Source organism: Nocardia abscessus NBRC 100374, assembly GCF_000308455.1.
GTDB lineage: Bacteria > Actinomycetota > Actinomycetes > Mycobacteriales > Mycobacteriaceae > Nocardia > Nocardia abscessus.
This window is the reverse complement of the sequence record NZ_BAFP01000130.1, coordinates 31,045-54,935: the sequence shown is the minus strand read 5'-3', so window position 1 is coordinate 54,935 and position 23,891 is coordinate 31,045. Positions and strand designations below refer to the sequence as shown.

Sequence of the window (23,891 nt, the reverse complement as noted above, 5' to 3'; positions counted from 1 at the left end):
GGTAAACCGCCCTCAGGCCGGTTGCACGCCGATCCGGCCGCCCAGCGGAACGGTCCGGAAGTGGGTGGTGATCCGCTGGTCGTCGCCGATGACGTGCAGCGCGACCGCCGGGTCCGGCGCGTAGTCCATGACGTGGTCGGGCATGTCCAGTTCCCACTCGCCGCTCAGCACCGACGCGGTGCTGGGGGCCACCAGCAGCGGGCGGCCCCCGAACGTGGTGGTCGCGGCGGAATGCGCGTGCCCGGTCAGTACCGCGACGATCCGGTCGTCACCGGCTACCAGCTCTGCCAGCCGCTGCGGCTCGGCGAGGGAGATCCCGTCCACGATCGGGCTGAACAGGTGCGCAGGCGGGTGGTGCAGCGCGAGCAGGATCGGCTTGCCCGCAGGGGCCGCGCCGAGCACCTCGTCCAGCCATTGGTAGGTCTCGTCGGCGAGCCGTCCACCCGCCTCCCCGGGAACGCTGGAATCCAGCAGCGCGATGGTGAGGTCGCCGATGCGATGCGTGCGGTTGATCGGGGTGTCCGACGCGGGCTCACCGAGCAGGCGCGTGCGGAAGCCCGCGCGGTCGTCGTGATTGCCGGGGATGGCGTACAGCGGGATCTCGGCGTCGAACGCGAGCCTGGCCTCCGCGTACTGCTCGGGTTTGCCGGATTCGGTGACGTCGCCGGTCACCAGGATGGCGTCCGGTCTGCGGCGCAGGCCGGCGATGAACGCCATCACCCGCTGCACACGCTCGGCATTGCGGGTGCCGAGATCGAAATGTGTGTCGCTGACCTGAGCCACCAGGATCATCGGCATTCGCTTTCGCTAGGGGTTCGCTGCACTGCGTCAGAGTGTGCGCGCGCCGCGGCCGCCGCACGTCATCAGGCTAATTGACCTGCGTATTACGCGTCGTCATGACGCTCGCCACCGTGCGAAAGGTCCCCGTCGAACTATGCTCGAGATCACATTGTGAAATGCGCGGGTGCCGTCTCGCGGATCAGGACGTGGAGCGTTCGGACACCGCGTCGGAGAGTGTGCGCAGGGCGCGCAGGAAGGTGCGGCGGTCCGGTTCGGGAAGCTGCTCGAGTAGTCGGTCCTCACCCGCCTGGATGTCGCGCTGGGCGCGGTCGCGCAGGGCACGGCCCACGTCGGTGATCGACACCAGGTTGACGCGCCGGTCCGTCGGGTCCGGTTCGCGCGTGATCAGGCCGCGGCGCTGTAGCTCGTCGAGCACGCCGATGATGCGGGTCTTGTCCGCGCCGATCGCCTTGGCCAGCGCCGCCTGGGTGTAGACGGGTTCGGCGCCCAGTCCGAGGAGGACGGAGTAGCCCCACATCGACAGCTCGTGGCGCTCCAGGATGGGCAGTTCGGCGGCCATGAGCGTCCGGATGAGCGGCGCGATCATCGCGGCGAGATCGGGACGGGCGTTCGGCATGGACCGACGATACTGCTTGGCAAATTGTAAGCTTGCACATACGATAAGCAAATGCTTACTAACTCGGTAGAAGATTTGCGGGCCAGGCACGCTCGGTCCGTTCGTTTGAGCGTGGACGTCGTCGCCCGTGTGCGCCCCGACCAGCTGGATGCCGAAACTCCCTGTGCGGGTTGGCGTCTTCGTGACCTGCTGGAACACATGATCGCGCAGAACCACGGCTTCGCCGACGCCGCGCGGGGCGGCGACGATCTCGGCGTCTGGGCCGTGCGCCCGTCCGCCGATCCGGTGGCGGATTACCGCGTCTCCGCCGACGACGTCCTGGCCGCGTTCGCCGCCGAGGACGTCTTCGAGCGCGCGCTCGTGCTCGCGGAAATCCTGCCGGACCAGGGCATCCCCGCCGACCGTGTGATCGGCTTCCATCTGGTGGACAGCGTCGTCCACGCCTGGGACGTCGCGCGATCGATCGGTGCGACCGTCACGCTCGATGCCGCCCTGGCGGATGAAGCGCTGAACATCGCACTCACCGTCCCCGACGGCCCCGAACGCTCCGCCCCCGGCGCGGTCTTCGCCCCAGCGCTGACCGTGCCGGGACAGACATCGACCCTCGACCGAATCCTGCTGGCCCTCGGCCGCTCACCGAACTGGCCGAACTGACCTGCTCGAGCGGGTCGGCCAAACCCCTCCTGCCGGGCTTCTGCCCCTCGGGCGGGCCGCTGGGCGATTCGCACTGGGGATGAGTGTGGGCGAACCGCACGCCGGTGGTCGCTCACTGGCCGAGTGATCCGCTTGCGCGGCCCGGCGCACCCCTCGGACAGGCTCCTGGTCCCTCGGACCGGCTGTGTGCCCTGGGTGATCCGGCTGGAGAAGAACGGCGCGGCGGCGGCGCCCTTTCAACTCGTCGAGCTGACCCGCGCGGGTGGCCCGGCGGCCCCTCCTGGGATGCTTCCGCCCTTTGTGCCGACTGTGCGCCCTGGGCAATCCGCCTGGGGACGACTGTGCACGAACTGCGTTCGGGGCGGCTCCTCGAACAGGCCGAGCCGCGCGGGTGGCCCGTCGGACCTTTGCGGCGCTTCTGCACCTGCCGGGCGTGCGCTCCGGGTGATCCATCTGGGGATGACTGTGGAAGAACCGCGCATCGCTGCCTGCGGCTCGAGCGGGACGAAGCGGGTCACACCGCTGGACTTCCTTGCGCACCGTTCCCCGCTCTCGCAGCGGTCGACGGCTTGCGCAGGGGCGAGTCCGTCGCTGAGCCTCACCAGTGTCGCCGCACAGCGTTTGGGATGTTCGCACCCGGCGATGCCCAGGTGGGGCGACGGCAGGAGGTGTGGAGAACGAAAGGGGCGGCGGGTGTGGCTACCGGATTGCGTGCAGGAGGTCGGCTGCGTGGTCCAGCGGGGGCGGTGCTGTGGATTCGCCGAGCGGGCGCCAGAAATCGGTGTCGGGCTCGGCGGTTAGCGACAGTTCGGGCGGGGTGCGCCACGAGGCGGTCAGGGCCAGGCGCCAGGAGTGCAGGTAGGTCCGCTGGTGGGCGGCGGAGCGGTCGAACAGCGGGTCGCCCACGATCGGATGCCCGGTCCAGGCCAGGTGGACGCGGATCTGGTGGCGGCGGCCGGTGACCGGACGCAGCGCGAGCACAGTGTGCGCCGGGCCGCGCAGCACCGTCACGAAGTGGGTGAGCGAGGGGTAGTTCTTGGCCGGGAGCAGGTCGGCGTCGTCGACGAACCAGCGGCCCGCCGAATGGCGGATGCTTTCGCGCGGCGCCGCGATCCGCACCCGGTTCTTCCGTCCCACGCTGAGCGGCAGATCGAACACGCCGGTATCGGGCAGATCGGTGGCCGCGACGACGGCCAGGTACGCCTTGTCGGCGGTCTGCTTGTTGAACTGCCTGGTCAGCTCGCCGTGCGCGCGGAGTTCCTTGGCGAACAGGATCAGGCCGGAGGTCACTTTGTCGATCCGGTGCACCGGATACAGCGTTTCGCCTGCCGCGGCCGCCAGCTCGACGAGGTCGGTGTCGTGGCGCTCGCCGGTGACGGAGATGCCGGCGGGTTTGTGCAGGGCCAGAATCGCCGCGTCCTCGTCGACGAGGGAACGCGCGCGCAGCTGTGACCAGTCCGTGTCCACCGGACGAGCCTAGGGCGGCCGTCGCGGGCAGGCGGCACGCGGTCGCGGCTACTTGCCGTTCTTGCCGTTGTGGCGCAGCAGGTGCGGCCGCAGGCGATTGAAGCCGCGCACCCGGACGCTGCGCAGGTGCCTGATGGTGAATGCCGGGTCGCCCTCCAGTGCGGTGGCAGCGTGGTCATCGATCAGGACGGTGCCCGGCCGCGCGACGCCGGTGAGTCGCGAGGCGATGTTCACCACCGAGCCGTACAGGTCCCCGAAGCGTTGCAGTACCGGGCCGTAGGCGACGGCGACGCGCAGATCCGGGGTGCCGCCGACCATCATGGTGGATTCCTGGATGGCGAGGGCGATGCGGGCGGCCTCGGTGGCGCTCTCGGTGGCGAACATGACTTCGTCGCCGACGTTCTTGATCACCCATCCGCCGTTCTCGGTGATGGCGGCGGTGGTGGTGGATTCGAACGCCTCCAGCAGCATGGACAGTTCGTCCGGATGCAGGTGCCTGGTCAGCCTGGTGTAGCCGACCATGTCGGCGAAACCGACAGCCAGTTCGCGCACCGACTCACCCGCACTCGTCCCCGGGTCCAGCGAGCGCGACAGCGCCGCCGCGAGATGCCGCCGCCACGCATAGGTGTTCAGCTGCTCGAGCGTGGCGATGGCGCCCTCGGTGGCGGCGCGCACCGTCTCCTCCGGGTCGGCGTCGGGATCCGCCCGGGCGATGCGCTCCTCGATCTCCGCCAGCACCAGGTCGACCTGCCATTCCGCCAGACGGGCCATGCCCTGGCCGAGCGTGCGCGCGGTCGCCGACTGCTGCCGGGTGTCCGCCGAGGACAACACGGTCAGCTGCTCGAAGTTGCGCACCGCCGCGACATCGGCGTCGGCGTAGTCGACCGCCTCGTCACCGATGCTCGACGGGAAACCGAGCGCCATCCACAAGCGCGTGGTGAGCGCCGTCGTCGTCCCCGACTGCTCGGCGACCTCGGTGCGGTTGTACCGGCGTGCTCCGTCGAGCAGGTAGGACTCGACGACCGACTGCACCAGCTCGGACCTCTCGGTGGCCATGATCGGTACCTTACGGGCCATATCCGACGACTCGGCCCCCATTGGGGGAGTTCACATACCGCCGACTACCCGACGGCGGATTCGCTTCCGCGGCGACGGCTTTCTCGGCGGTACCAGGCAGGCGGTACTAGGCAGTGGACGGGGTGCGGCCGCGGAAGGTGCGGCGCAGATCCTCGACCCACCGGCCCGGTATCTCCCACGGGATGAAGTGACCGCCGCGATCGTGGACGGTGAGGTTGACGTGGTTGTACCAAGCGCCGCGGTCGCTGTCGCGAAAGTTCTGCACACGGCGGTCGGTGGTGACGCCGGGCGGGTTCTCGTAGCCGACGAAGGTGATGCCGGTGGGGGCCTCGATGGGGGGCTGCCGGTCGTGCGAGGGGGTCCACGGGTAGCGATGGTTGTTGGCGTAGGTGCGGATCGACGTGCCGATGGAATTGGTGACCCAGAAGATCATCGCGTGGGTGAGCAGGTCGTCCTTGCCGAAGACGGACTCGATGTCGCCGCCGTTGTCGCTCCAGCTCACCCAGCGTTGCAGAATCCAGGCGAGCATCCCGGCCGGGGAGTCGGACAATCCGTAGGCGAGGGTGCTCGGTTCGAGCACCTGTGCGGCCAGGTGGACGGCGAAACGGCGTTCCAGCTCGATGATCCGTGCGTGCACGCCGGGAGGTATGCCTTCGGGAATGGGCCTGCCGCCACTGATGTCCCAGCCCCGGTCGCCGTCGAACAGGGTGAGCTTCTGGCCGGAGCCGATGTGGATGCCGTACAGCTCGTCGGCGTACTTGTGCCCGAGCTGGCCGGTGACCAGCGCGCCGACATCGCATCCCGCCGCGGCGTACTTCGGATGACCGAGCGTCTCCGTCATGAGGACGTGCCAGAGGTCGGCGACCTTCCAGAAGTTCATATCCGGGTTGTCGGGCAGCGGTGCGGAGAAGCCGAACCCGGGGAACGACGGGACGATCACGTCGAACGCTTCGGCAGGGTCGCCGCCGAAGGCCCCGGGGTCGGCCAGCGGGTCGACCACCTTCGCCCAGTGCCAGAAGGTCCATGGCCATCCGTGGGTGAGGATCAACGGCGTCGGGTTCGGCCCGACGCCCGGCCTGCGCAGGAAATGCACCGGCACGCCTTCGATCTCGACGAAGTAGTGTTCGTAGGCGTTCATCGCGGCCTCCGCCGCGCGCCAGTCGTAGCCGGTGCGCCAGTACTCGACCAGCTCCCGCAGATAATCTCGCGAGACACCGTAGGACCAGTCCTCGTTGCCCGCGTCGACCGGCCATCGGGTCAGGTCGAGCCGTACGCGCAGGTCGGCCAGAACCTCGTCGGGCACGTGGATGGGTGTGGGATCCAGCGGGAAAGGACGCGTCTCGACTCCATGTGACAAAGGCTCGTGACTCACGCGAAAAGTATGCTCCGCTGACCAGAGAGGTCATCGCACCCCACGGCGCACTCCGATAGCGTCGGGACGAGGGACGGGTCGCTGATCGGAGGACATCGTGGGCAAGAACGGACGGGCTGCCGGGTTCGAGGTCACGGAGGGCGTGTGGGCGCACGGCCTGCCTTATTTCGCGATCGGCTCCGGTCGGCCGCTGGTGTTTCTCCGGTGGTTCAGCCCCGACCACGCGAACCCCCGCGGGTGGATGCGTGACTCCGAGATCAAGACGCTGGGGCCGCTCGCCCGGAACTTCCGCGTCTACGCGGTGGGCCGCGCGCCGGGCATGGCGGAGGGCGTCACGATGGGCGAGATCGCCGCCGAGCACGCGGACGCGCTGCGCGGCGAGTTCGGCGAGCCGGTCGACGTGCTGGGCATTTCCTCCGGCGGCTCGGTGGCGCTGCAACTGGCCGCCGATCATCCGGAGGTGGTGCGCCGCCTCGTCATCGCGTCGTCCGGATACCGCTTGGATCCGATCGCCAAGGAAAGCCAGATGCGCTACGCCGAAGCCGCTCTGCGCGGCCGCCGGGCAATGCACCACCTGGCCTCGAGCGCCGTATCCTCGCCCGTCGCCGCTCGTTTCGCGGCCGCCGCCATGTGGTTGCTCGATCCGCTGAACCGGCCGGCCGACCCCGCCGACACGCATGCCTTCCTCCTCGCCGAGGACGATTTCGACCTCGGCGAGCGCCTCGGCGAGATACACGCGCCCACGCTCGTCGTCGGCGGCGAACGAGACGCCGCCTACAGCCTCGCCACGTTCCGTCGCACCGCCGACGGAATCCCCGATTCCCGCCTCGTCATCTACCCCGGCGCGGGCCACATGGGCGCGATCAAGCACCCCCGCTTCGCCACCGACGTCACCGACTTCCTCACCCGGCGCGCCTGAGTGCCCGTAAACCGCATCACCGGTATCTCGCCCACTACCCCTCGGCGGGCGAGGGCCTGTGCTCGGGCAATGGCTCATGGGACGCCTCTTCGCGTTCGTCGGGACGGTGGAAGTGCGGATCAGAATGCGGGGGTGGGTGTCCAATAGCCGGAGCGGCGATCGCCCGCGGCGGTGCGGAACGCCGTGTGGAGGCGCTCGGCCAGTCGGCCGGGAGCGGACAGGTCGTCCCAGGTCCAGCGGACGACCGTCCAGCCGAGTGCACGCAGTTGGTCGTCACGCAGCATTTCCGCGGTGACCGCCTGTTCGGCGGGCATCAGGGCTCGCGATGTGGTCCGGTACTCGGCCTTTCCGCCGAACTCGCCGATCACCCCGAAGTCGGGGAACAGGAAATCGACCCGACCGACGCATATCTCGCTATCGGAGAAGACGCGTGCTTGCACTTCGGGAGCGAGGAAACCCTGCTGCCGCAGCATGATCCGGCTGCGGGATTCTCCGACGCTCTCGCTACGGCCGTCGAGGAAGTCGAGGACGAGGGCGGCCCTGCGGCATCCCGGCCGGTGCCTGGCCCTGCGGAGATGTTCGCGCAGTTCCGTCGCGGTGGTCAGGCCCTGGCGCAAGGCGGAATCCCCGAGAGCGACGGATTGTTCGAAGCCTTCCGAGCGGGCGATGTCGAGGACGGTGCGCGCCGGGGTGGTCACTCGGATGTCGTCGACCAGGGTGATCTCGTCCGGCTCCACCTGGGCCGAATGGACCACGAGCCGCCTGCTCAGCCGACCGCCGTTGATCCGGTTCCTGGTGAGATGAACGCGGTCCAGCGGGATGCCCCAGATCGCCATTCCGTGCAGGACCGCCGCCGAGCAGTGGCTCGTGATGGCGGACTCGGACGTGGACTCCGCGGTCGCCAACGTCATCAGCAGATGTAGCCCGGTCGCGCCGAGACCGGACGCAGGCGAATCCAGATAGTGCCCGGCCCGCAGCCGCTGCCATTTCCCCGTTCGGCACAACCGGTGCAGGGCCTTGTCGGAGAGACCGGATGCCAGCGCTTGCTTACGCGAGATCAGTTGCGGTGCTTCCATACGACGATCGTGAGCGACCGGCGCCGCCAGGACACCCACCGCGCGGGCGAATGTGGACAACACGCCTGCTGTGGATAACTCCGGTGCGTTCAGCCCATCTGGGTCATGCCCGCCGCGACCACTCGGGCCACGTTCAGCACTTCGTCGGCGGTGGGCAGCGGCACTCCGTCGAGCGCGTGCAGCCGGTCCGTGCTGGCGATGGCGAACATCGCCGAGACCCAGGCCGCGGCGCATGCCCGCAGGGTTCCGGGGCGGACCGGGGCCGGGGCGCTCGCCTGCAGCACCTTGGCGGTCACGTCGAGCATTTGATCGCGCAGGCGGCGCAGTTGCCGTCGCACGTCGGGATGGGTGTCGGCCTCCCGCCACAGGATCACCCGCAGCACCGACGAGTGGTGGTCGCGCAGGTTCAGGGCGGCATCGAGATTGACCAGGCTGGTCGCCGGATCGCCCGGCGCCACCACCGTCCCGATGTCATCGATCGGCTGCGCGGGCACCCGCTCGGACATCAAGGCGGACAGGATCGAATCCTTGGTGGGGAAGTAGTAGAAGACGAGTCCTTTGGGGACGCCCGCCGCGGCGGCGATGGCCGCCGTCGCGGTGGCGTCGAATCCTTGTGCCGCGAAGAGCTTCTCCGCGGCGTCGAGGATGAGCTGCCGGGCGTCGCCGTCGGCTTTGGCGCTGCGGCGACGCCCGGCGCGCCGGGTTTTGGGCATCTGCATCAGTGATGCGGAGCCATGTCGTGCAGACGTCCCGACACCATCGGCAGCGCCGCTACCGCGACCACCGCCGTCACTACCCCGACCACCCATGCGGTCCAGGATGCGCTGCGGTACTCGGTGAAGTCCATGACCCAGGGGGAGATGAACAGCAGTGCGCCGCACAGGCCCATCACGTAGTCCGCCGCCGCCATCTCGGGGCGGGCCATCTGTGCGAGACCGGTGAGGGCGATGAGCACGCCGAGCACGATCAGCGACCACATGGCGTTGTCGTTGGTGTCCACCCAGAGGGGGGACAGTGCGGCGAAGGCTCCGAGCACGACAGCCAGGAAATCTTGCGCGCGGCTCTCGGTGAACATGTGTGCCTCCTCGGGCTGGGAATATGTTCTTTCCTCGGTATAACTCTGATTGACCGCCCGATCAATATCGGAATGGAAACGATTGCGCGACAGTCGCTCGCCCGCCGCGACGTGACCGTCCTCACAGAGGCGTGAACCAAGCAGAGGTTAGGGTGGGCTTCGTCGCACCGCTGGTTTCCCGGGGAATCGGCGGCCGGGTTCCAAAGAAGGGATGGCCGTATGACCGCGCCGATCGTGATCGTCGGAGCCGGCCTCGCCGGCCTGCGCACCGCGGAGGAACTGCGCCGCGCGGGGTACGCCGGTGCGCTCGTGCTGGTCGGTGACGAGTCGCGGTTGCCGTACGACCGGCCGCCGCTGTCCAAGCAGTTCGTGCGCGGCGAAACCGACGACACCACCCTGCGTCCGGGCGAGTTCTACGACGAGAAGCAGATCGAGTTGCGGTTGGGCACCGAAGCGGTCGGCGTCGACACCGCGGCGCGCCGCGTTCGCCTCGCCGACGGCACGACGCTGGACTACGACCAGCTGATCGTCGCCACCGGCCTGCGCCCGCGCCGCCTGCCCGGCCTGCCCGATCTGGCCGGCGTGCACGTGCTGCGCGGCCATTCCGACGCCGTCGCCCTGCGCGCCGATCTGACCGGCGCTGCCACGGCGCTCGTCGTCGGGGCGGGCTTCATCGGCTGCGAGCTCGCGGCGAGTTTCCGGGCGCAGGGGGTGGACGTCGTGCTGGTCGAACCGCAGGCGACGCCGCTGGCCTCGGTGCTCGGCCAGGAAGTGGGCGAACTGGTCGCGCGGACGCACCGTGCGGAAGGGGTCGACCTGCGCTGCGGTATCGGCGTGGAGACTCTTCTCGGCGACGACGCGGGGCGGGTGCGCGGCGCCCGGCTGTCCGACGGCACCGAGATCGCCGCCGATCTCGTCGTGATCGGCGTGGGTTCGCGGCCGGTGACCGAATGGCTGAGCGATTCCGGAATCGCGCTGGCCGAACCGTCGGCCGGTGGCGGCGTGCTCGCCGACGAGGTGGGGCGCACCTCCGCCGAAGGCGTGTGGGCGGTCGGTGACGTGGCGGCGTGGCTGCACGACACCGGTTCGCGCAAACGCGTCGAACACTGGACCAACGCGGGCGAACAGGCCAAATTGGTCGCCTGCGCGCTGCTGGGCGCCGAACCGCCCACGGCGGCGCGCGTTCCCTATTTCTGGAGCGACCAGTACGACGTCAAGATCCAGGCGCTGGGCACCCCCGGCGCGTCCGACGAGGTGCACATCGCCTCCGACGACGGCCGTAAGTTCCTCGCCTACTACTCCCAGGGCGGCAACCTCACCGGCGTCGTCGGCGCGGGTATGACCGCTCAGGTGATGAAGGCGCGCGCGAAGATCGCGGCGGGCGCTCCGGTGACCGAGCTGCTGGCGCCCAGCTGAACGCGCCGGTCGCGCGACAACGTCGCGGCGGGCTGCCGGCGGTTCTGCAGAACGTGCCGGGTGGGCGACAACGTCGCGATCGGTTCGGTCCGGCCGGTGTCCGGCATCGCGCTCGTGCCGGCTCGAATTCCTGAGCATGGTGATCACCGAGAGTTCCGCGCGGTTGCTCGGGCGGACCGGTGGCAGACCTCGCAGCTGGGTGTACTGCCCCGCCGAGTTGCGGGTGGCCGCGATCCCATTTCGCCGATGGAGCCCGGGCGGCGATCGGGTCCCGCTGACGGCACCGCGCGTCTCGGATCGCGGGCGTTCGGCGAAGGTCCGATCCGCCGAGGCCGGGGCGGCCTGCGGCTGTTGCCGGAGGGTGCGCCGGGGCATGAGCGGTCGCGTGGCTGTCGGTGGGGCTGTAATACGGTGGTGCGGTGATCGTCGCGCTCATCGACTCTGGTCTGGGGTTGCTGCCCACCTCCGCCTGGTTACGCAAGTTGCGGCCGGATGTGGATCTGCTGCTGCAACTGGACCCGGATGGCGCGCCGTGGGGGCCGAAGCCGGAGGACTGGGTGGTCGAGCGGGTGGTGAACGCCGCGCGGACGTCGCTCCGGATGGGGGCCGAGGTGATCGTCCTGCCGTGCAATACGGCCAGCGTTACGGCGCTGGAGCACGTGCGCGCGGATGTCGGGCCCGACGTGCCGGTGATCGGCACCGTGCCCGCGATCAAGCCCGCCGCGGCCGTATGCCGATCGGTAGCGGTCTGGGCCACGGCGGCGACCACGGCGAGCCGGTATCAGGCCGATCTGATCGCGAAATTCGGCGGCGACGCCGACGTGGTGGGCGTGGCGTGCCACGGATTGGCCGACGCCATCGACCGCGGTGATCTGGCCACCGCCCACGACGCGATCGCCGACGCCGCCGCGCGGACGCCGCAGGACGTCGAAGGCGTGGTGCTCGGCTGCACCCACTACCCGCTGGTGACCGACGCGATCGTGGCCGCGCTGCCGGACGGCGTGCGCCTGTTCGACAGCGCGCAAGCCGTTGCCGCGCAGACCATTCGGCGCATCGACGCGCTCGGCCGCCCCAGCACCGGCACCGGGGAGGTCCGGGTGCTCAACAGCGGCGAGCCCGGCGCGTTGCCCGCCAGCGCGGCCGCGTTCGAGTCCGGACGCGTTCTGGGCGCACAGGCGTGAGCCGCCGAGCGGTTCGCAACAGGAACACGGTGCGATGACCGACTCGGTGACCGCGGCCGACGTGCAGGCGGCCCTGCGGGAACTGGCGAATCCGGCTGATGCGACGCACCTGCGGCGGTTCTTCAAGACCGGCCCCGGCGAGTACGGCGAGGGTGACGTGTTCGTCGGCGTCCGGGTCCCGGCGAGCCGTGGTGTCGCGAAACGCTTCGCGGCGCTTCCGCTCGACGAGGTCGACAAGCTGCTCGACAGCGAGGTGCACGAGGAACGGTTCGTCGCGCTGGTCATTCTGAACGCCCGATTCGCCGCGGCGTCGAAGCCGCGCTCGTTCGACGATGCCGCCCGCGCCGCCATGGTGGAGCTGTACCTGGCGGCCGTGCGCCGCGGCCGAGTGAACAACTGGGATCTCGTGGACGTGTCGGCGGAGCAGATCGTCGGCCCGTGGCTGCTGGACAAGCCGCGTGACCTGCTGTTCCAGCTGGCCCGAGCCGACTCGCTGTGGGAGCGGCGGGTGGCGCTGCTGTCCACCTTCGCGTTCATCAAAGCGGGCGACGCCTCCACCACCTTCGCGCTGAGCGAACTGCTGCTCGGCGACCGCCACGACCTGATCCAGAAGGCGCTGGGCTGGATGCTGCGCGAAGTCGGCAAGCGCGTCGACCGCAGCCTGCTGACCGGCTTCCTCGACCGGCACGCCACGGCCATGGGACGCACCGCGCTGAGCTACGCGACCGAGCATTTACCGCCAGAAGTCCGCGCGGGATACCGCGCGCGTCGACCGTCGCAATCGATCCGTTAATGCCGCGATTCCGGGCGAACGCAAAATTGCGTTCGGGATCCTGGTCGGCTCAGAACTGGATCTTCAGGTGGTCGGTCACCGGGTGCGCTTGGCAGCCGAGGATATAACCGTTCTCGATATCCTCCGGGTCGAGAATTTCGGCGTTGTCCATTTCGACCTTGCCTTCCAGCACCGTGCAAGCGCACGAACCGCATTCGCCTTCCTGGCAGGAATAGGGCACGTCCAATCCCTTGGCCAGCATGATGTCGACCAGCGTCTGCTTGCGCGGCCATTTCAGCTCGTGCACTTCGCCGTCGAGTTCGACCTCGACGGTCGCCGCGTCGGCCGCCTCCTCGTCGGAGACCTCGACCGGCGCCTGATCGGCGAACGGGTCGCCGGCCAGCGAGTTGAACACCTCGGCGTGCGTGCGCGAGCGGGGCACGCCCAGTTGCGCGAGCGCGTCGTGCACGCGGTCCATGAAGGGCTTGGGCCCGCACATGAACGCGTCGTAGCCGCGATACGGCGCGACGAGGGTGGCCAGCGCGTCGGCGGTCGGCAAGCCCTGCAGGTATTCCAGCCAGTGGATCACGGTGAGGCGCTGCGGGTGCTTGTCCGCCAGGTCGCGCAGCTCGCCGGCGAAGATCACCGACTCGTGGTCGCGGTTGGCGTAGACCAGCACGATGCGGCCGTTGCCGCGGGCCAGCGCCGACTTCAGGATGGACATGACCGGCGTGATGCCGCTGCCCGCGCCGAACAGCAGCAGATCGTCGTCCAGGTCCTTCGGGGTGAAGACGCCCGAGGGCGGCAGCACCTCGATCAGGTCGCCCGCTTGCACGTTGTCGCACACCCAGTTCGACCCGAAGCCGCCGTCGGTCCGCTTGACGGTCACCTTCGGGCGGTCATCGGTGTAGGGCGAGCTGGCCAGCGAGTAGCACCGCGCCACCGAGCCGGTCCGGTCACTGGGGATGCGCAGGGTGAGGAACTGTCCCGGCTGGTAGCGGAACTTCTCGGCCAGCTCGTCGGGAACGTCGAAGACCAGCGAGCGGGTGTCGGCCGTCTCGGCGATGACCGCGGACACCCGCAGCACGACCGAGCGCGAGCCGTGTGGAACCTCGACAGTGGTCATGTCGTCCTCTCGAACCTGGCATGGGCATTCCGCGACGCCAAAACTAGAACGTGTTTCAGTTTCATCGTACGTCGGTGGTCGCCTGACGGACAAGCTGGGCTTCGAGACCGGCGATCAGCACGTCCATGCCGAAGTCGTAGGAATAGCGTCCGCGCAGGTCGCCGATGTAGCGGGTAGCCCGCTCGACAACGGGGGGCAGTGTCACGTCGGCCGGTGCGGAGCGGTCGCGCGGGTTCACCCGGCTGCGACCGAACAGATAGGTGTGGATCGTCGCGTAGGCGGCCAGTATGTTGCGGTCGCCGAAGCCCGCGTCGTCCAGGATGTCCATGATCGCGGCGATCAGGTCCAGCTGTTTGCCGAGCATCTGCTCGATGAGGATGTCGCCGAGACCCGGATGCTTGCGCAGCTTCTCGTCGATCTGGTCGACGAGGTCGCGCAACCGGTGCTGCCACGACCCGGATTCTGGCGGTGGCGTGCGCACTCCGGTCAGCGCCGCGCTGGCGACGAGGTCGAGCAACTCGCGCTTGTCCGCGACGTAGTAGTAGGGCGCCATCGGGGAGACGCCGAGTTCGCGGGACAGTCGCCGCATCGACAACTTCTCCACGCCGTCCTCGCGAACCACCCGCAGCGCGGCCTCGACGATCTCGGACTCCGACAGTGTTCGGCTCGTGGTGCTCGCGGGCCCTCCGTGGTTACGCAAGCTTCCGCCTCCGGGCCTGATGCTCGCACCACGGCGTGCTGCCGCCCCCGTTCGCCTGCATTCGTCCGACTCCCATGCCACCTCTACCACTGCGGGCGTGTGCCGCCCGTCACATTCCGTTCAGCTGCTTGCCACCCGCAGTCTAGAGCGCCGGATGTGGACTCCGTCGCCGCCTGTTCCCCTCGGCGTGCGGCCGAATCGGCCGGTCGTCCCGGGTGTGCGGCAGCCGGTATACGGGCGATCGCCGGTCCGGTAAGTGAAACCTGTTGTTTTGTCAGTTTATGACGTTATTGTGTGAGCACGGACTGCACCGGGCAGTCCGGCACACGGATCGTCCTCGCGGAGGTAGCCATGCCGGAATACGGGTCCATCGGACACGCCGACACCGACAACACCGGACGGATGGAGACCGCCGCGGCGCGGTCGGCCGACGAGGCGCCGCTGGTCGAGGAGAGCCTCATCGAAGAGGTGTCCATCGACGGCATGTGCGGCGTCTACTGACAGGCGGTCGAGAACCATGCTCGATCTCGATACCCGCTGGCAGCTGCACCCGCGCGTGGCGCTGCGGCCGGAGCCCTTCGGCGCGCTGCTCTACCACTTCGGCACGCGCAAACTCTCCTTCCTGAAGAGTCCGCGGATCGTCGAGATCGTGCGCTCGTTGCCGGAGCACGTCTCGGCCCGCACCGCGCTGCGTGCCGCGGGCGTGCCGGAGGCCGGTACCGCGGCCTACGTCGAAGCGCTGACACAGCTCGCCGATTCGGAGATGATCGTCGGTGCTCCGGCCGGCGCACCGGCGGCAGCAGCCGTCGCGAGCGCGGCTCCGGCGCCGTCCACGGCGGGGGTGGTCCCGCCGTCGGACGCGGCGGTGCGCCTGGTGGACCGCTTCGAGTCCGGCCTCGCCGCGCCGATCTGCCTGACCTGGGAACTCACCTACGCCTGCAATCTGTCCTGCGTGCACTGCCTGTCCTCCTCGGGCCGGCGGGACCCGCGCGAGCTGAGCACCGAGCAGTGCAAGGCGCTGATCGACGAGTTCGAGCGCATGCAGGTGTTCTACGTGAACATCGGCGGCGGCGAGCCCACGGTGCGCCCGGACTTCTGGGAGCTGGTCGACTACGCGACCGCGCACCATGTGGGAGTGAAGTTCTCCACCAACGGGGTTCGGATCACGCCCGAGGTCGCGGCCCGGCTCGCGGCCAGTGACTACGTCGACGTGCAGGTGTCGCTGGACGGCGCCGACGCGGCGGTCAACGACGCCGTGCGCGGTCCCGGCTCCTACGACATGGCCATTCGCGCACTGGAGAACCTCGCCGCGGCGGGTTTCCAGGACGCGAAGCTGTCGGTGGTGGCCACCAGGCACAACATCGAACAGCTCGACCAGTTCCGGGCGATCGCCGAAAGGTACGGCGCCACCTTGCGTCTGACCAGGCTGCGGCCGTCGGGGCGGGGCGCGGACGTGTGGGACGAGCTGCACCCGACTCCCGACCAGCAGCGCGTGCTCTACGACTGGTTGCTGCGCAACGGGGAGGGCGTGCTCACCGGCGACTCGTTCTTCCACCTGTCCGCGTTCGGCCAGGCGCTGCCTGGCCTGAACATGTGCGGCGCCGGGCGGGTGGTCTGCCTGGTCGACCCGGTGGGCGACGTCTATGCCTGCCCGTTCGCCATTCACGACCGGTTCCATGCCGGAAACGTGGTGACCGAAGGCGGTTTCGGCGCCGTATGGCGGTCCTCGGAATTGTTCGGGGAGCTGCGCGAGCCCACCGGCGGCGGTGCGTGCGCGTCGTGCAGCCACTACGACGCGTGCCGGGGCGGCTGCATGGCGGCGAAGTTCTTCACCGGGCTGCCCGCCGACGGACCGGACCCGGAGTGCGTCCAGGGCTACGGCGAGGCGGCGCTGGCCGATACCGCGCGGATGATCCCGCGTTCGTCGGTCGACCACTCGCGCCGGGTCGCGCCGCGGGCGGGCGCGCGCAAGGGCGGGCCGATCCCGTTGACCTTGAGCGCGACGCGCCCGGCCGGATTCTCGCCGGACCGGCGTCCGTCGCGGGCCTGCGACGAGAGTCCGCTGGCATGACACCATTGAGTTTGCTGAAAGTATGCTAAATGCCCGGATTCGGCTATTGCCCGGTTTGCTACCGGGTGATAGCCGCCGCGTTGCCGGATGCTGGGACAGGCCCGTTGGCGAACTCCCGGCATCGGCAGCGGGGCGGGTCGCTTCCGGTGGCGGGCCGGTTTCGCCCGGAATTCTGCCGATTTTTCCGGACTGTTGATGTCCGCACCCGAAACTCCGCCTAGCATGCCAGGAATGCGCCATGATCGCCTGCCCGATGGATTCGGGGTGCGGATCGATCCTCGGGTACGCGCATACTCCGGTGGGCGGGTCCTGATCGGCGGTTCGCCCGCCCGGTTGCTGCGACTTGCCCCGGAGGCCGCCGAGATGATCGGCGACGGGTACCTCGAGGTGACCGGCCCGAAGTCCGCCGTCGTTGCCAGACGGCTGCTCGACTCCGGAGTGGCCAATCCCCGCCCCCGGCTGCTGCCTTCGCCGGAGGATGTCACCGTCATCGTGCCGCTGCACAACAACGCGGAGGGGCTGGCGCGGCTGCTGGCCGCGCTGCGCGGGCACAACGTCATCGTGGTCGACGACGGGTCCGATCAACCGGTCCGGATCCCGCGCAATCGCGGCACCCGCTGCCGGGTGACCGTGCTGCGCCACGACCGTAAGCAAGGGCCCGCCGCCGCCCGCAACGCCGGTTTACGCGCGGCGACAACCGACTTCGTCGCGTTCCTGGATTCCGACGTGGTGCCGCGCAGCGGATGGCTGGAGGTGATGCTCGGCCACTTCAGCGACCCGGGAGTGGCGCTGGTCGCCCCGCGGATCGTCGCGCTGGACCCGGAGTCCAACGCGCTGGCGCGCTACGAGCACACCCGCTCGTCACTGGATCTGGGCCGGCGCGAGGCGGCCGTGCACTCGCGCGGCCTGGTGTCCTATGTGCCGAGCGCGGCGCTGCTGGCGAGGCGCAGGGCGCTGCTGGGACAAGGCGGCTTCGACGAGTCGATGCACGTCGCCGAGGACGTCGACCTGTGCTGGCGGCTGGAGCAGGCGGGCTGGCGGCTGCGCTACGAGCCCGCGGCGCACGTGGCGCACGACCACCGGGTGTGCTTCCGGGACTGGTTCGGCCGAAAGCTGTTCTACGGCACCGGCGCCGCGCCGCTGGGCGAGCGGCACGCGGGAACGGTCTCACCGCTGTCGGTGCCGTCCTGGACGCTGCTGGCCGCGTTCCTGTTCGCGACGCTGACCAAGTGGGGACTGCTCGGCGGCGTCGTCACCCTGATCACCGCGCTGGCCCGGCTGCGCCGCGTCTTCGCCGGGCTGGACAACCCCACCCGGATCGCCTCGATCTACTTGGCGCGCGGCTTCTTCGCCGGGCTATGGCGTCTGGCCTCGGCGATGTGCAGGCACTACTGGCCGATCACGCTGCTGGCGATGGTGGTATCGCGGCGCATCCGGCGGATCGCGGTCACCATGGCCATCGCGGACGGACTGGCCGACTGGTTCACCCACCGCGACGCGGGCGGCCTTGATCCGGTGCGCTACGTGGCCTACAAGCGGCTCGACGACATCGCCTACGGCACTGGCCTGTGGCTGGGCGCCTTCCGGGCTCGCAGCCTGGAGGCGCTGAAACCCACCACACCGTCGCGCTGATCCACCCGAACCACCCGCGATGACCTGATCCGGCCCGCACCGACGCCACGCCGCCGCCCGGCGACGCGGGCCGCGCCGAGATACCGAACGGGAGTCCGAATGGCCGACACGCTCATCGTCGGGGGCGGTACCGCCGGGTGTGTCCTGGCGGAGCGATTGAGCGCCGATCCGGCGCACACCGTGCGGCTGCTCGAAGCCGGTGCCCTGTGGGCCGGTCTGGACGCGATGCCCGCCGAGTTGATGGACGCCGCCGCGCTTCCGATCGGGCCGGAGGCGGAGTGGCTGTGGCGTTACGAGGTCGTCCTCGCCGACGACCCGCCGGTGCCGGGAACCATCCTGCGCGGCAGGCTGATCGGCGGCTCGGGGGCGGTCAACGGCGGTTACTTCGTCCGGGGCACGGTGGCGGATTTCGACGCATGGACCCGCGTGCTCGGCGGTTCGGACGCCTGGTCGTTCGCATCCGTGCTGCCGCTGTACTGCCGGATCGAGCGGGACCTGGACTTCGGCGATCAGCCATGGCACGGTGACCGCGGCCCCATTCCGGTGCGGCGCGCGCCGCACCCCGCTCCGGTCAGTGCGGCGTTCGCGCAGGCGTGCCTGGCCGCCGGATTCGCCGAAGTGCCGGATCTCAACGCGCCCGGCAGCGGCGAGGGTGTCGGGGCGGTGCCGTGCAATTGCGACCAGGGCAGGCGGATCGGCCCCGGGGTCGGCTATCTGCTGCCCGCGCTGTCGCGCCCGAACTTGACCGTCGCCGCGGAAACGGTCGTCACGCGCATCCGCTTCGACGGGACGCGGGCGGTCGGTGTGGAGTGCGTGCGCGACGGCGAGACCGGCATCGAGTGGGCCGACCGCGTCGTGCTCTGCGCCGGCGCGATCGAGTCGGCCGCGCTGCTGCTGCGCTCCGGCGTCGGCGACCCACGACAGCTTCGCGCACTGGGCATCCCCGTCGTGCAACCGGCCCCGGTCGGCGCCTGGTTCAGCGACCATCCCGAGGTGGGCATCTCCTACCTGCTCGATGTGGCCGAACCGCCGACCGTTCCGCTGGAGACGGTGCTGGAAGTCGATGACGTCGAAATCCGGCCGTACGCGGTCTCCTTCACGCCGGGCGTGCACCGGCTGGGTGTCACGCTGATGCGCCCCCGGTCGGCCGGGGTGCTGCGTTTGAGATCTGCCGAACCGGATGCCGCGCCGCTGATCGACTATCGCTATCTCACCGCGGAGCAGGATCGTGCCCGGTTACGCGACGCGGTGGCGACGGCGGGCGGGTTGCTGCGAGGAATGAACGCCCGGCCGGTCGATCCGATTCCGGAGCCTGGAGATCTCGGCGCCTGGTTACGCGCGAATCTCGCCACTTCGCAGCATTTGTCCGGGACCTGCCGAATGGGACGGGAAAACGACGCGGCGGCGGTAGTGGACGAGATGTGCCGAGTGCACGGCGTCACCGGATTGTCCGTCGTGGATCTGTCCGTAGTGCCGGTGCCACTCGGTCGTGGACCACAGGCCACGACCATGATGATCGCGGAAAAGGTGGCCGCGCACCTTACCTCGTAAAGTGAAAGGGGGGTGGGTCACAATTTGCGGGGATGTGAATCCGGTGTGACCTGGCGGACAAACGCCACCATCGGTCGGTACCGCCCGGTATGCGCCGGTACAGTTTGGGGCGGAAAGAAAGGCAAATGGTCAGCAACATCGCAGGTGGGCGACCCCCACGGCAGGGCGTCGAGCCGGGCGCCCAACTCGGTGCGCTCGAAGTCTACGCCGCGCAGGCGCACGGATATCTCAGCGCGGGTGGCGATCAACTTGCCCGGCTCGCCGGTTTGCTGCGTCCTGCCGTGCTGGAGTCCTGGCTGCGCAGTGTGCGCGGCGGGGTGGACCCGATGGATGCCCTCGACGGCCGCGGTCTGCGCGGCGCCGATCTGCAGCGCTATCTCCAGGCCCATCCGATTGCCGCGCTGATGCCGCTGATCGACAAACTGCTCGTACAGGACACGGCCAGAACGGGTTTGATCGTCGTGGTCGCCGATCAGTTCGGCCGGGTGCTCTCGGTGCACGGCAACGCCGAGCAGGTCGCGGCGGCCGCCGAGATCGGCCTGCGCGCCGGTGACGATCTGAGCGAGCGCCGCATCGGAACGAATGCGGTCGGCTTGGTGGTGCGCACCGGTCGCGCCGCGTGGATCCACGGACCGGAGCACTTTCTGCACCGTATGCACCAGATCACCGGCGCCGCGGCGCCGGTGCACGATCCGGACGGCAGGCTGGTGGGTGTGCTGATGATCGCGGGCGGCGTCCGCGTGGCCAAGCCGGAGATACTCGCGCTGGTCAAAGCCACTGCCACCGCCGCGGAGATGGACTTGCTGCTCACCGCGATGCGAGCGGGAGAGCGCGGTGCGGACGGCCGGGGCCGTCGTGACCCGGCGCAGCCGCACCCCGCCGGCAGGCTCGGGCTCGACGTGCTCGGCCTCGGGCAGCCGCAGTTGAGCGTCGCCGACGATCGGGTTCCCTTGTCGCAGCGGCACGCCGAGATCCTGCTGCTGCTGGCCGAACATCCGGAGGGGCTCGGCGCCGACCATCTCGCGCTGCTGCTCGACGACACCGATCTGGACAACGGCACCATCCGCGCGGCAGTGTCCCGGTTGCGGGCGGTGGTCGGCCCGGCCGTTTTCGGTTCGCGGCCCTACCGTTTGCGCGTTCCGGTGGCAACCGATGTCGAGGCATTGCGCGCAGCGCTCGACTCCGGTGATGTCGATTCCGCACTGCGACTTTATGCCGGGCCGGTGCTGCCTCGGTCGACCGCGCCGGGAATCATCGACATTCGCGACGAACTGCGGGTGCGATTGCGCACCGCGGTGCTGGCTTCCTGCGATGCCGCGGCGCTGCGCCGGTGGACCGCGTGCCCGGAGGGGCGCGAGGACGCCGCGGCATGGGCGGCCTACCGGGCGACGGTCGATCGTGATTCACCGTTGTATGCGCAGATCGAAGCCAAGATCCGGGTGCTGGACCGCCGCCTGGGCGCCGATGCAACGCGGATGCAACGTTTCGGCTCATAGTCTGCACAGCCATCGGGGCGTGTGCGCGCCGCCGCGGTCGAAATGCGGATCGCGCGGACTGTTTTGCCCGGAGTTCCGGCCCTGGTAGCCGCACTGTACGGTCGCCCAGAAGTTTTTAGGGGAATTAGTTCCTTTTTATTAACGAAGCGCCTAATGTTCGCACTGCACGGATCGCGACCGTGTGACGTAGCTGACATAGCCGTGGCGCCCGATCCGCGGCGATGACGTTGGAGGAATGCCGGATTCCGCGCGAGTGCGCCTCGTACCGCTCGCGCTCTCATCGAATTGCACATGGTGGTCGACGCGCCATGCGCCCGGCTTGGGCAGCCGGGTGCAGCGGCTTGTTCGTGCTGCCCAAAAGCGTTCGGCCAGCGGTTGTTTCGCCGAGTAGGAGGCTCTGGTGCAGGATACGGAGTTGGGTGGGTTCAGCGCGTTGCCGCCGCGTTCGGTCGAGCCGAAGCCGTCCCCGGCCGCCTCCGAGCCGTTCGCGCTGGCGCCCGCCCAGCTCGGCGTCTGGTACGCGCAGCTGCTCGACCCGGACGTGCCGGTCAACGTCGCGCAGTACGTGGACGTGCACGGCGAGCTGGACGCCGCCGCTTATCTGCACCGGGCCATCGACGAATATCCCGTCACTACAGCGCGTCTCGTGACATCGATGCTCGAGGCGTTCCACCCGGGCTCGCCGGTCGCGTACCGGACGTCGCTGCGTTCGGTGTTCGCCTGGGGGGAGACGCGACCAGCCGCACCATCCCAGCGGCTGCGCGTGCTGACCGGCGCTCGCCTACACAAACTGTATGGTCCGACGGAGGCGGCGGTCGACGTCACCTTTCATGAAGTCGCCGATACCGATACCCTCTCGATGCCGATCGGCGCGCCGGTGTTCGACACCAGGCTCTACGTCCTCGATTCGCGGCTTCGGCCGGTACCGGTCGGGGTGCCGGGTGAGCTGTATCTGTCGGGGGTACAGCTCGCCCGGGGCTGTACCCCACCCTATGTGCTGCTCGACACACTTCCCGTCGATGCCTCCGGCGCGCTGGATCGCGGGGTATTACCTGCTTTCAGCAGGGCTTCCGCCGACTACACCGCACCCGCGACGGCCGTCGAGCAGGCGGTCGCGCGTGTGCCCTCCGAGGTGCTCGGTAACAAGCTGGTCGGTCGCAACGACGACTTCTTCGCACTCGGCGGAAACAGTCTGGTGGCCACGCAGGTCGCCGCCCGGCTGTCCGCCGACCTGAACTGCCCGCTCAGAGTCCGCGGCGTGTTCGCCGCCTGCACGGTGGCCGAACTCGCCGCACTCGTCGAGCGGGCCGGTGGATCCAGCGGCGCGTCCTTGGTCGCGCAGCTGCGGGCACGGCCACGGCCGCCGCTGGTTCCGCTTTCTCCGGCGCGGCAGCGCATCTGGTTCCTCAACCGGTTCGAGCGCGTCGGCCACGCCGAGCTGCCCTTCGTGCAGGTGGTCGCGGCGCTCGATCCGCCGCGCTCGCAAGCGCGTCATCCCCTGTTCCACGTGCTGCACGCCTTCGACAATGCCGAGGCAATCGCCGTCGAACTGCCCGAACTGTCGGTTGCCACCAGTACCCTGGACACCGGAGTGACCAAGCTCGATCTGCGGCTCACGGTCACCGAGAACTCCGCCGGTGCCGGACTCGGGGAAGGTTCGGCACCGGCGGGGGTTCCCGCGGAATTCACCTACGCCACCGATCTCTTCGACTCAGCCACCGTCGCGGGCTACGCCCGCATGCTGATCGGCTTCCTGTGGGCCGTGCCCGCCGATCCCGAGATCGCGGTGCTCCACCTGCGCCTCCTCGACTGCGAAGATCAAGCGCGCGTCATCGCGGCCGGACCGGCACCGGTCGGCGCTCACGACTCGGCGCGGACGCTGCTCACCGCCTTCGAGGCGCGGCGAACCCCGGACGCGGTGCTCGATGCCGGTCGGCGGCTGACCCATCCGGAGTTCCCCGGCGTGGTGGCGGCCTCGCTGCGGACCCTGCCCACCACCGCCGAGGCGCTGCTCACCGACCCGGGGTCGGCTGTCGATCCGGAAGGAAACCGCTGATGACCCACGCAGAGGCTGTGTGCCGCGCCTACGGCATCGACGATCTGCCCGGCCTGATCGCGACCGTCGCCGGACGGGAGCCGCAGCGGGTGGCGCTGCGCCACGGGGAACACACCGTCACCTACGCGGCGCTGGCCGCGGAACTCGCGGCGCTGGCCGAGGCCATGGGCGCGGGTGTGGGCGCGGACGCGCTGGTTCCGGTGGTGGTCTCCGGCCGTCTGCCCGCATTGCTCGAATCCGGTGACGGCGCGCTCGGCGCGGTCTTGGCGGCGCTGCTCGATGACGCGCTGTCCGCGGCGCACGATGTCCTGACCGCCACCGCCACCGCCACGCCGGTCGAGACGCTGGTGAGCCAGTTCGAGGAGCAGGTGCGCCGTAGCCCGGACGCGACCGCGCTCGAATGCGCGGGCGTCGCCCTGACCTACGCCGAACTCGACGGCCGGGTCAACGTGCTGGCCTGCCACCTGATCGAACTGGGTGTCCGGCCCGGCACGCTGGTGGGCCTGGCCGTCCGGCGCTCGATCGACCTGGTGGTCGGCATGTACGCGATCCTGAAGGCGGGCGGTGCCTACCTGCCGATCGACCCGGACCATCCGGCGGATCGGATCGCCTACGTGCTGTCGGTCGCGGAACCGGTGATCGTGCTGACCACCACGCACGACGAGCCCGAAATGGGGCGTGCGGTCCCGACTCTGCGGATCGATGAGTTCGCGGGCTCGCCCACCTCGGACGCGCCCGTGGTCGCCCGGTCGGCCGACGCCATCGCCTACGTGATCTTCACCTCCGGCTCGACCGGCCGGCCGAAGGGCGTGGCCGTGTCGCACCGCGCGATC

General features: G+C 69.6%; 22 protein-coding genes (1 of these 22 running past the window's edge). 12 read left to right on the top strand and 10 right to left on the bottom strand.

Annotation, left to right across the window (positions count from 1 at the left end; genetic code table 11):
* Positions 1-12 precede the first annotated feature (12 nt).
* Entirely contained in the window at positions 13-798 is a 786-nt protein-coding gene (locus ON19_RS26680) for a metallophosphoesterase (RefSeq protein WP_227954600.1), read from the bottom strand.
* A 181-nt stretch (positions 799-979) separates the two neighbouring features.
* Positions 980-1,417: a MarR family winged helix-turn-helix transcriptional regulator gene (locus ON19_RS26675; protein WP_043698705.1), complete on the bottom strand. Its 438-nt coding sequence runs from the start codon at positions 1,415-1,417 to the stop codon at positions 980-982.
* A 51-nt stretch (positions 1,418-1,468) separates the two neighbouring features.
* Between ON19_RS26675 and ON19_RS26670 the strand changes: the two genes are divergently transcribed.
* The gene (locus tag ON19_RS26670; RefSeq protein WP_043698703.1) at positions 1,469-2,071 is read left to right on the top strand and encodes a TIGR03086 family metal-binding protein; all 603 of its coding nucleotides are present in this window, start codon (positions 1,469-1,471) and stop codon (positions 2,069-2,071) included.
* Positions 2,072-2,770: 699 nt separating this feature from the next.
* Here ON19_RS26670 and ON19_RS26665 read toward each other — a convergent pair.
* From ON19_RS26665 to ON19_RS26655, 3 genes are all read right to left on the bottom strand, one after another.
* The gene (locus ON19_RS26665) at positions 2,771-3,538 is read right to left on the bottom strand and encodes an RluA family pseudouridine synthase (RefSeq protein ID WP_043698701.1); all 768 of its coding nucleotides are present in this window, start codon (positions 3,536-3,538) and stop codon (positions 2,771-2,773) included.
* Positions 3,539-3,586: 48 nt separating this feature from the next.
* Positions 3,587-4,594 carry an adenylate/guanylate cyclase domain-containing protein gene (locus ON19_RS26660; protein WP_043698737.1) on the bottom strand — a complete coding sequence of 336 codons (1,008 nt, stop codon included), beginning with the start codon at positions 4,592-4,594 and terminating at the stop codon, positions 3,587-3,589.
* A gap of 127 nt (positions 4,595-4,721) precedes the next feature.
* A complete protein-coding gene (locus tag ON19_RS26655) occupies positions 4,722-5,987 on the bottom strand; it encodes an epoxide hydrolase family protein (protein WP_083899655.1) in 1,266 nt (421 codons plus the stop codon).
* 97 nt (positions 5,988-6,084) lie between these two features.
* Here ON19_RS26655 and ON19_RS26650 point away from each other — a divergent pair, with 97 nt between their 5' ends.
* Positions 6,085-6,906, top strand: coding sequence for an alpha/beta fold hydrolase (locus ON19_RS26650; RefSeq protein WP_043698697.1), 822 nt, complete (start codon positions 6,085-6,087; stop codon positions 6,904-6,906).
* Positions 6,907-7,025: 119 nt separating this feature from the next.
* Here ON19_RS26650 and ON19_RS26645 read toward each other — a convergent pair whose 3' ends face one another.
* The 3 genes from ON19_RS26645 to ON19_RS26635 form a co-directional block, all read right to left on the bottom strand.
* Positions 7,026-7,982, bottom strand: coding sequence for a type IV toxin-antitoxin system AbiEi family antitoxin domain-containing protein (locus ON19_RS26645; protein WP_043698695.1), 957 nt, complete (start codon positions 7,980-7,982; stop codon positions 7,026-7,028).
* An 89-nt stretch (positions 7,983-8,071) separates the two neighbouring features.
* Positions 8,072-8,695, bottom strand: coding sequence for a TetR/AcrR family transcriptional regulator (locus ON19_RS26640; RefSeq protein WP_169334225.1), 624 nt, complete (start codon positions 8,693-8,695; stop codon positions 8,072-8,074).
* Between the two features lie 5 nt (positions 8,696-8,700).
* Positions 8,701-9,057, bottom strand: coding sequence for an SPW repeat domain-containing protein (locus ON19_RS26635; RefSeq protein ID WP_043698691.1), 357 nt, complete (start codon positions 9,055-9,057; stop codon positions 8,701-8,703).
* Between the two features lie 219 nt (positions 9,058-9,276).
* On the opposite strand from ON19_RS26635, the gene ON19_RS26630 reads away from it, so the two are divergent.
* From ON19_RS26630 to ON19_RS26620, 3 genes are all read left to right on the top strand, one after another.
* A complete protein-coding gene (locus ON19_RS26630) occupies positions 9,277-10,473 on the top strand; it encodes an NAD(P)/FAD-dependent oxidoreductase (protein ID WP_043698689.1) in 1,197 nt (398 codons plus the stop codon).
* A gap of 419 nt (positions 10,474-10,892) precedes the next feature.
* Complete coding sequence (locus tag ON19_RS26625) at positions 10,893-11,654, top strand: glutamate racemase (RefSeq protein ID WP_043698687.1); 762 nt, start codon at positions 10,893-10,895, stop codon at positions 11,652-11,654.
* 34 nt (positions 11,655-11,688) lie between these two features.
* Entirely contained in the window at positions 11,689-12,447 is a 759-nt protein-coding gene (locus ON19_RS26620; RefSeq protein ID WP_043698686.1) for a DNA alkylation repair protein, read from the top strand.
* Between the two features lie 49 nt (positions 12,448-12,496).
* Here ON19_RS26620 and ON19_RS26615 read toward each other — a convergent pair whose 3' ends face one another.
* Both ON19_RS26615 and mftR2 read right to left on the bottom strand, forming a co-directional pair.
* A complete protein-coding gene (locus ON19_RS26615; protein ID WP_043698684.1) occupies positions 12,497-13,552 on the bottom strand; it encodes a ferredoxin--NADP reductase in 1,056 nt (351 codons plus the stop codon).
* A 61-nt stretch (positions 13,553-13,613) separates the two neighbouring features.
* Complete coding sequence (mftR2, locus tag ON19_RS26610) at positions 13,614-14,252, bottom strand: mycofactocin system transcriptional regulator MftR2 (RefSeq protein WP_083899654.1); 639 nt, start codon at positions 14,250-14,252, stop codon at positions 13,614-13,616.
* A 402-nt stretch (positions 14,253-14,654) separates the two neighbouring features.
* Here mftR2 and mftA point away from each other — a divergent pair, with 402 nt between their 5' ends.
* From mftA to ON19_RS26575, 7 genes are all read left to right on the top strand, one after another.
* Positions 14,655-14,753, top strand: a complete 99-nt coding sequence (mftA, locus tag ON19_RS42240) for a mycofactocin precursor MftA (protein WP_157229860.1) — start codon at positions 14,655-14,657, stop codon at positions 14,751-14,753.
* Positions 14,754-14,769: 16 nt separating this feature from the next.
* Positions 14,770-16,323 (top strand): mycofactocin radical SAM maturase, encoded by a 1,554-nt coding sequence (mftC, locus tag ON19_RS26600; protein WP_083899653.1) that lies wholly within the window; start codon positions 14,770-14,772, stop codon positions 16,321-16,323.
* Positions 16,324-16,554: 231 nt separating this feature from the next.
* Positions 16,555-17,955: a mycofactocin biosynthesis glycosyltransferase MftF gene (mftF, locus tag ON19_RS26595; RefSeq protein ID WP_043698680.1), complete on the top strand. Its 1,401-nt coding sequence runs from the start codon at positions 16,555-16,557 to the stop codon at positions 17,953-17,955.
* Between the two features lie 99 nt (positions 17,956-18,054).
* Positions 18,055-19,506: a mycofactocin dehydrogenase MftG gene (mftG, locus tag ON19_RS26590; protein WP_043698678.1), complete on the top strand. Its 1,452-nt coding sequence runs from the start codon at positions 18,055-18,057 to the stop codon at positions 19,504-19,506.
* A 125-nt stretch (positions 19,507-19,631) separates the two neighbouring features.
* Positions 19,632-21,002: a GAF domain-containing protein gene (locus ON19_RS26585; protein WP_043698676.1), complete on the top strand. Its 1,371-nt coding sequence runs from the start codon at positions 19,632-19,634 to the stop codon at positions 21,000-21,002.
* A gap of 400 nt (positions 21,003-21,402) precedes the next feature.
* Positions 21,403-23,058: an AMP-binding protein gene (locus tag ON19_RS26580; RefSeq protein ID WP_043698674.1), complete on the top strand. Its 1,656-nt coding sequence runs from the start codon at positions 21,403-21,405 to the stop codon at positions 23,056-23,058.
* On the top strand, positions 23,058-23,891 hold the beginning of the coding sequence (locus ON19_RS26575; RefSeq protein ID WP_043698672.1) for a non-ribosomal peptide synthetase. Its footprint extends 24,603 nt past the window's final position; 834 of the gene's 25,437 nt are visible here — the first part of the coding sequence; its start codon is at positions 23,058-23,060; its stop codon lies off the right edge, out of view. The genes ON19_RS26580 and ON19_RS26575 overlap by 1 nt, the downstream gene beginning before the upstream one ends.

Bases quoted from the DNA above. Each gene is read 5' to 3' on its own strand.
- mftF (WP_043698680.1), top strand. From the start codon at position 16,555: ATGCGCCATGATCGCCTGCCCGATGGATTCGGGGTGCGGATCGATCCT.
- ON19_RS26585 (WP_043698676.1), top strand. From the start codon at position 19,632: ATGGTCAGCAACATCGCAGGTGGGCGACCCCCACGGCAGGGCGTCGAG.
- mftG (WP_043698678.1), top strand. From the start codon at position 18,055: ATGGCCGACACGCTCATCGTCGGGGGCGGTACCGCCGGGTGTGTCCTG.
- ON19_RS26675 (WP_043698705.1), bottom strand. From the start codon at position 1,417: ATGCCGAACGCCCGTCCCGATCTCGCCGCGATGATCGCGCCGCTCATC.
- mftA (WP_157229860.1), top strand. From the start codon at position 14,655: ATGGAGACCGCCGCGGCGCGGTCGGCCGACGAGGCGCCGCTGGTCGAG.
- ON19_RS26660 (WP_043698737.1), bottom strand. From the start codon at position 4,594: ATGGCCACCGAGAGGTCCGAGCTGGTGCAGTCGGTCGTCGAGTCCTAC.
- ON19_RS26620 (WP_043698686.1), top strand. From the start codon at position 11,689: ATGACCGACTCGGTGACCGCGGCCGACGTGCAGGCGGCCCTGCGGGAA.
- ON19_RS26640 (WP_169334225.1), bottom strand. From the start codon at position 8,695: ATGCCCAAAACCCGGCGCGCCGGGCGTCGCCGCAGCGCCAAAGCCGAC.
- ON19_RS26635 (WP_043698691.1), bottom strand. From the start codon at position 9,057: ATGTTCACCGAGAGCCGCGCGCAAGATTTCCTGGCTGTCGTGCTCGGA.
- ON19_RS26615 (WP_043698684.1), bottom strand. From the start codon at position 13,552: ATGACCACTGTCGAGGTTCCACACGGCTCGCGCTCGGTCGTGCTGCGG.
- mftC (WP_083899653.1), top strand. From the start codon at position 14,770: ATGCTCGATCTCGATACCCGCTGGCAGCTGCACCCGCGCGTGGCGCTG.
- ON19_RS26680 (WP_227954600.1), bottom strand. From the start codon at position 798: ATGCCGATGATCCTGGTGGCTCAGGTCAGCGACACACATTTCGATCTC.
- ON19_RS26645 (WP_043698695.1), bottom strand. From the start codon at position 7,982: ATGGAAGCACCGCAACTGATCTCGCGTAAGCAAGCGCTGGCATCCGGT.
- ON19_RS26630 (WP_043698689.1), top strand. From the start codon at position 9,277: ATGACCGCGCCGATCGTGATCGTCGGAGCCGGCCTCGCCGGCCTGCGC.
- ON19_RS26670 (WP_043698703.1), top strand. From the start codon at position 1,469: ATGCTTACTAACTCGGTAGAAGATTTGCGGGCCAGGCACGCTCGGTCC.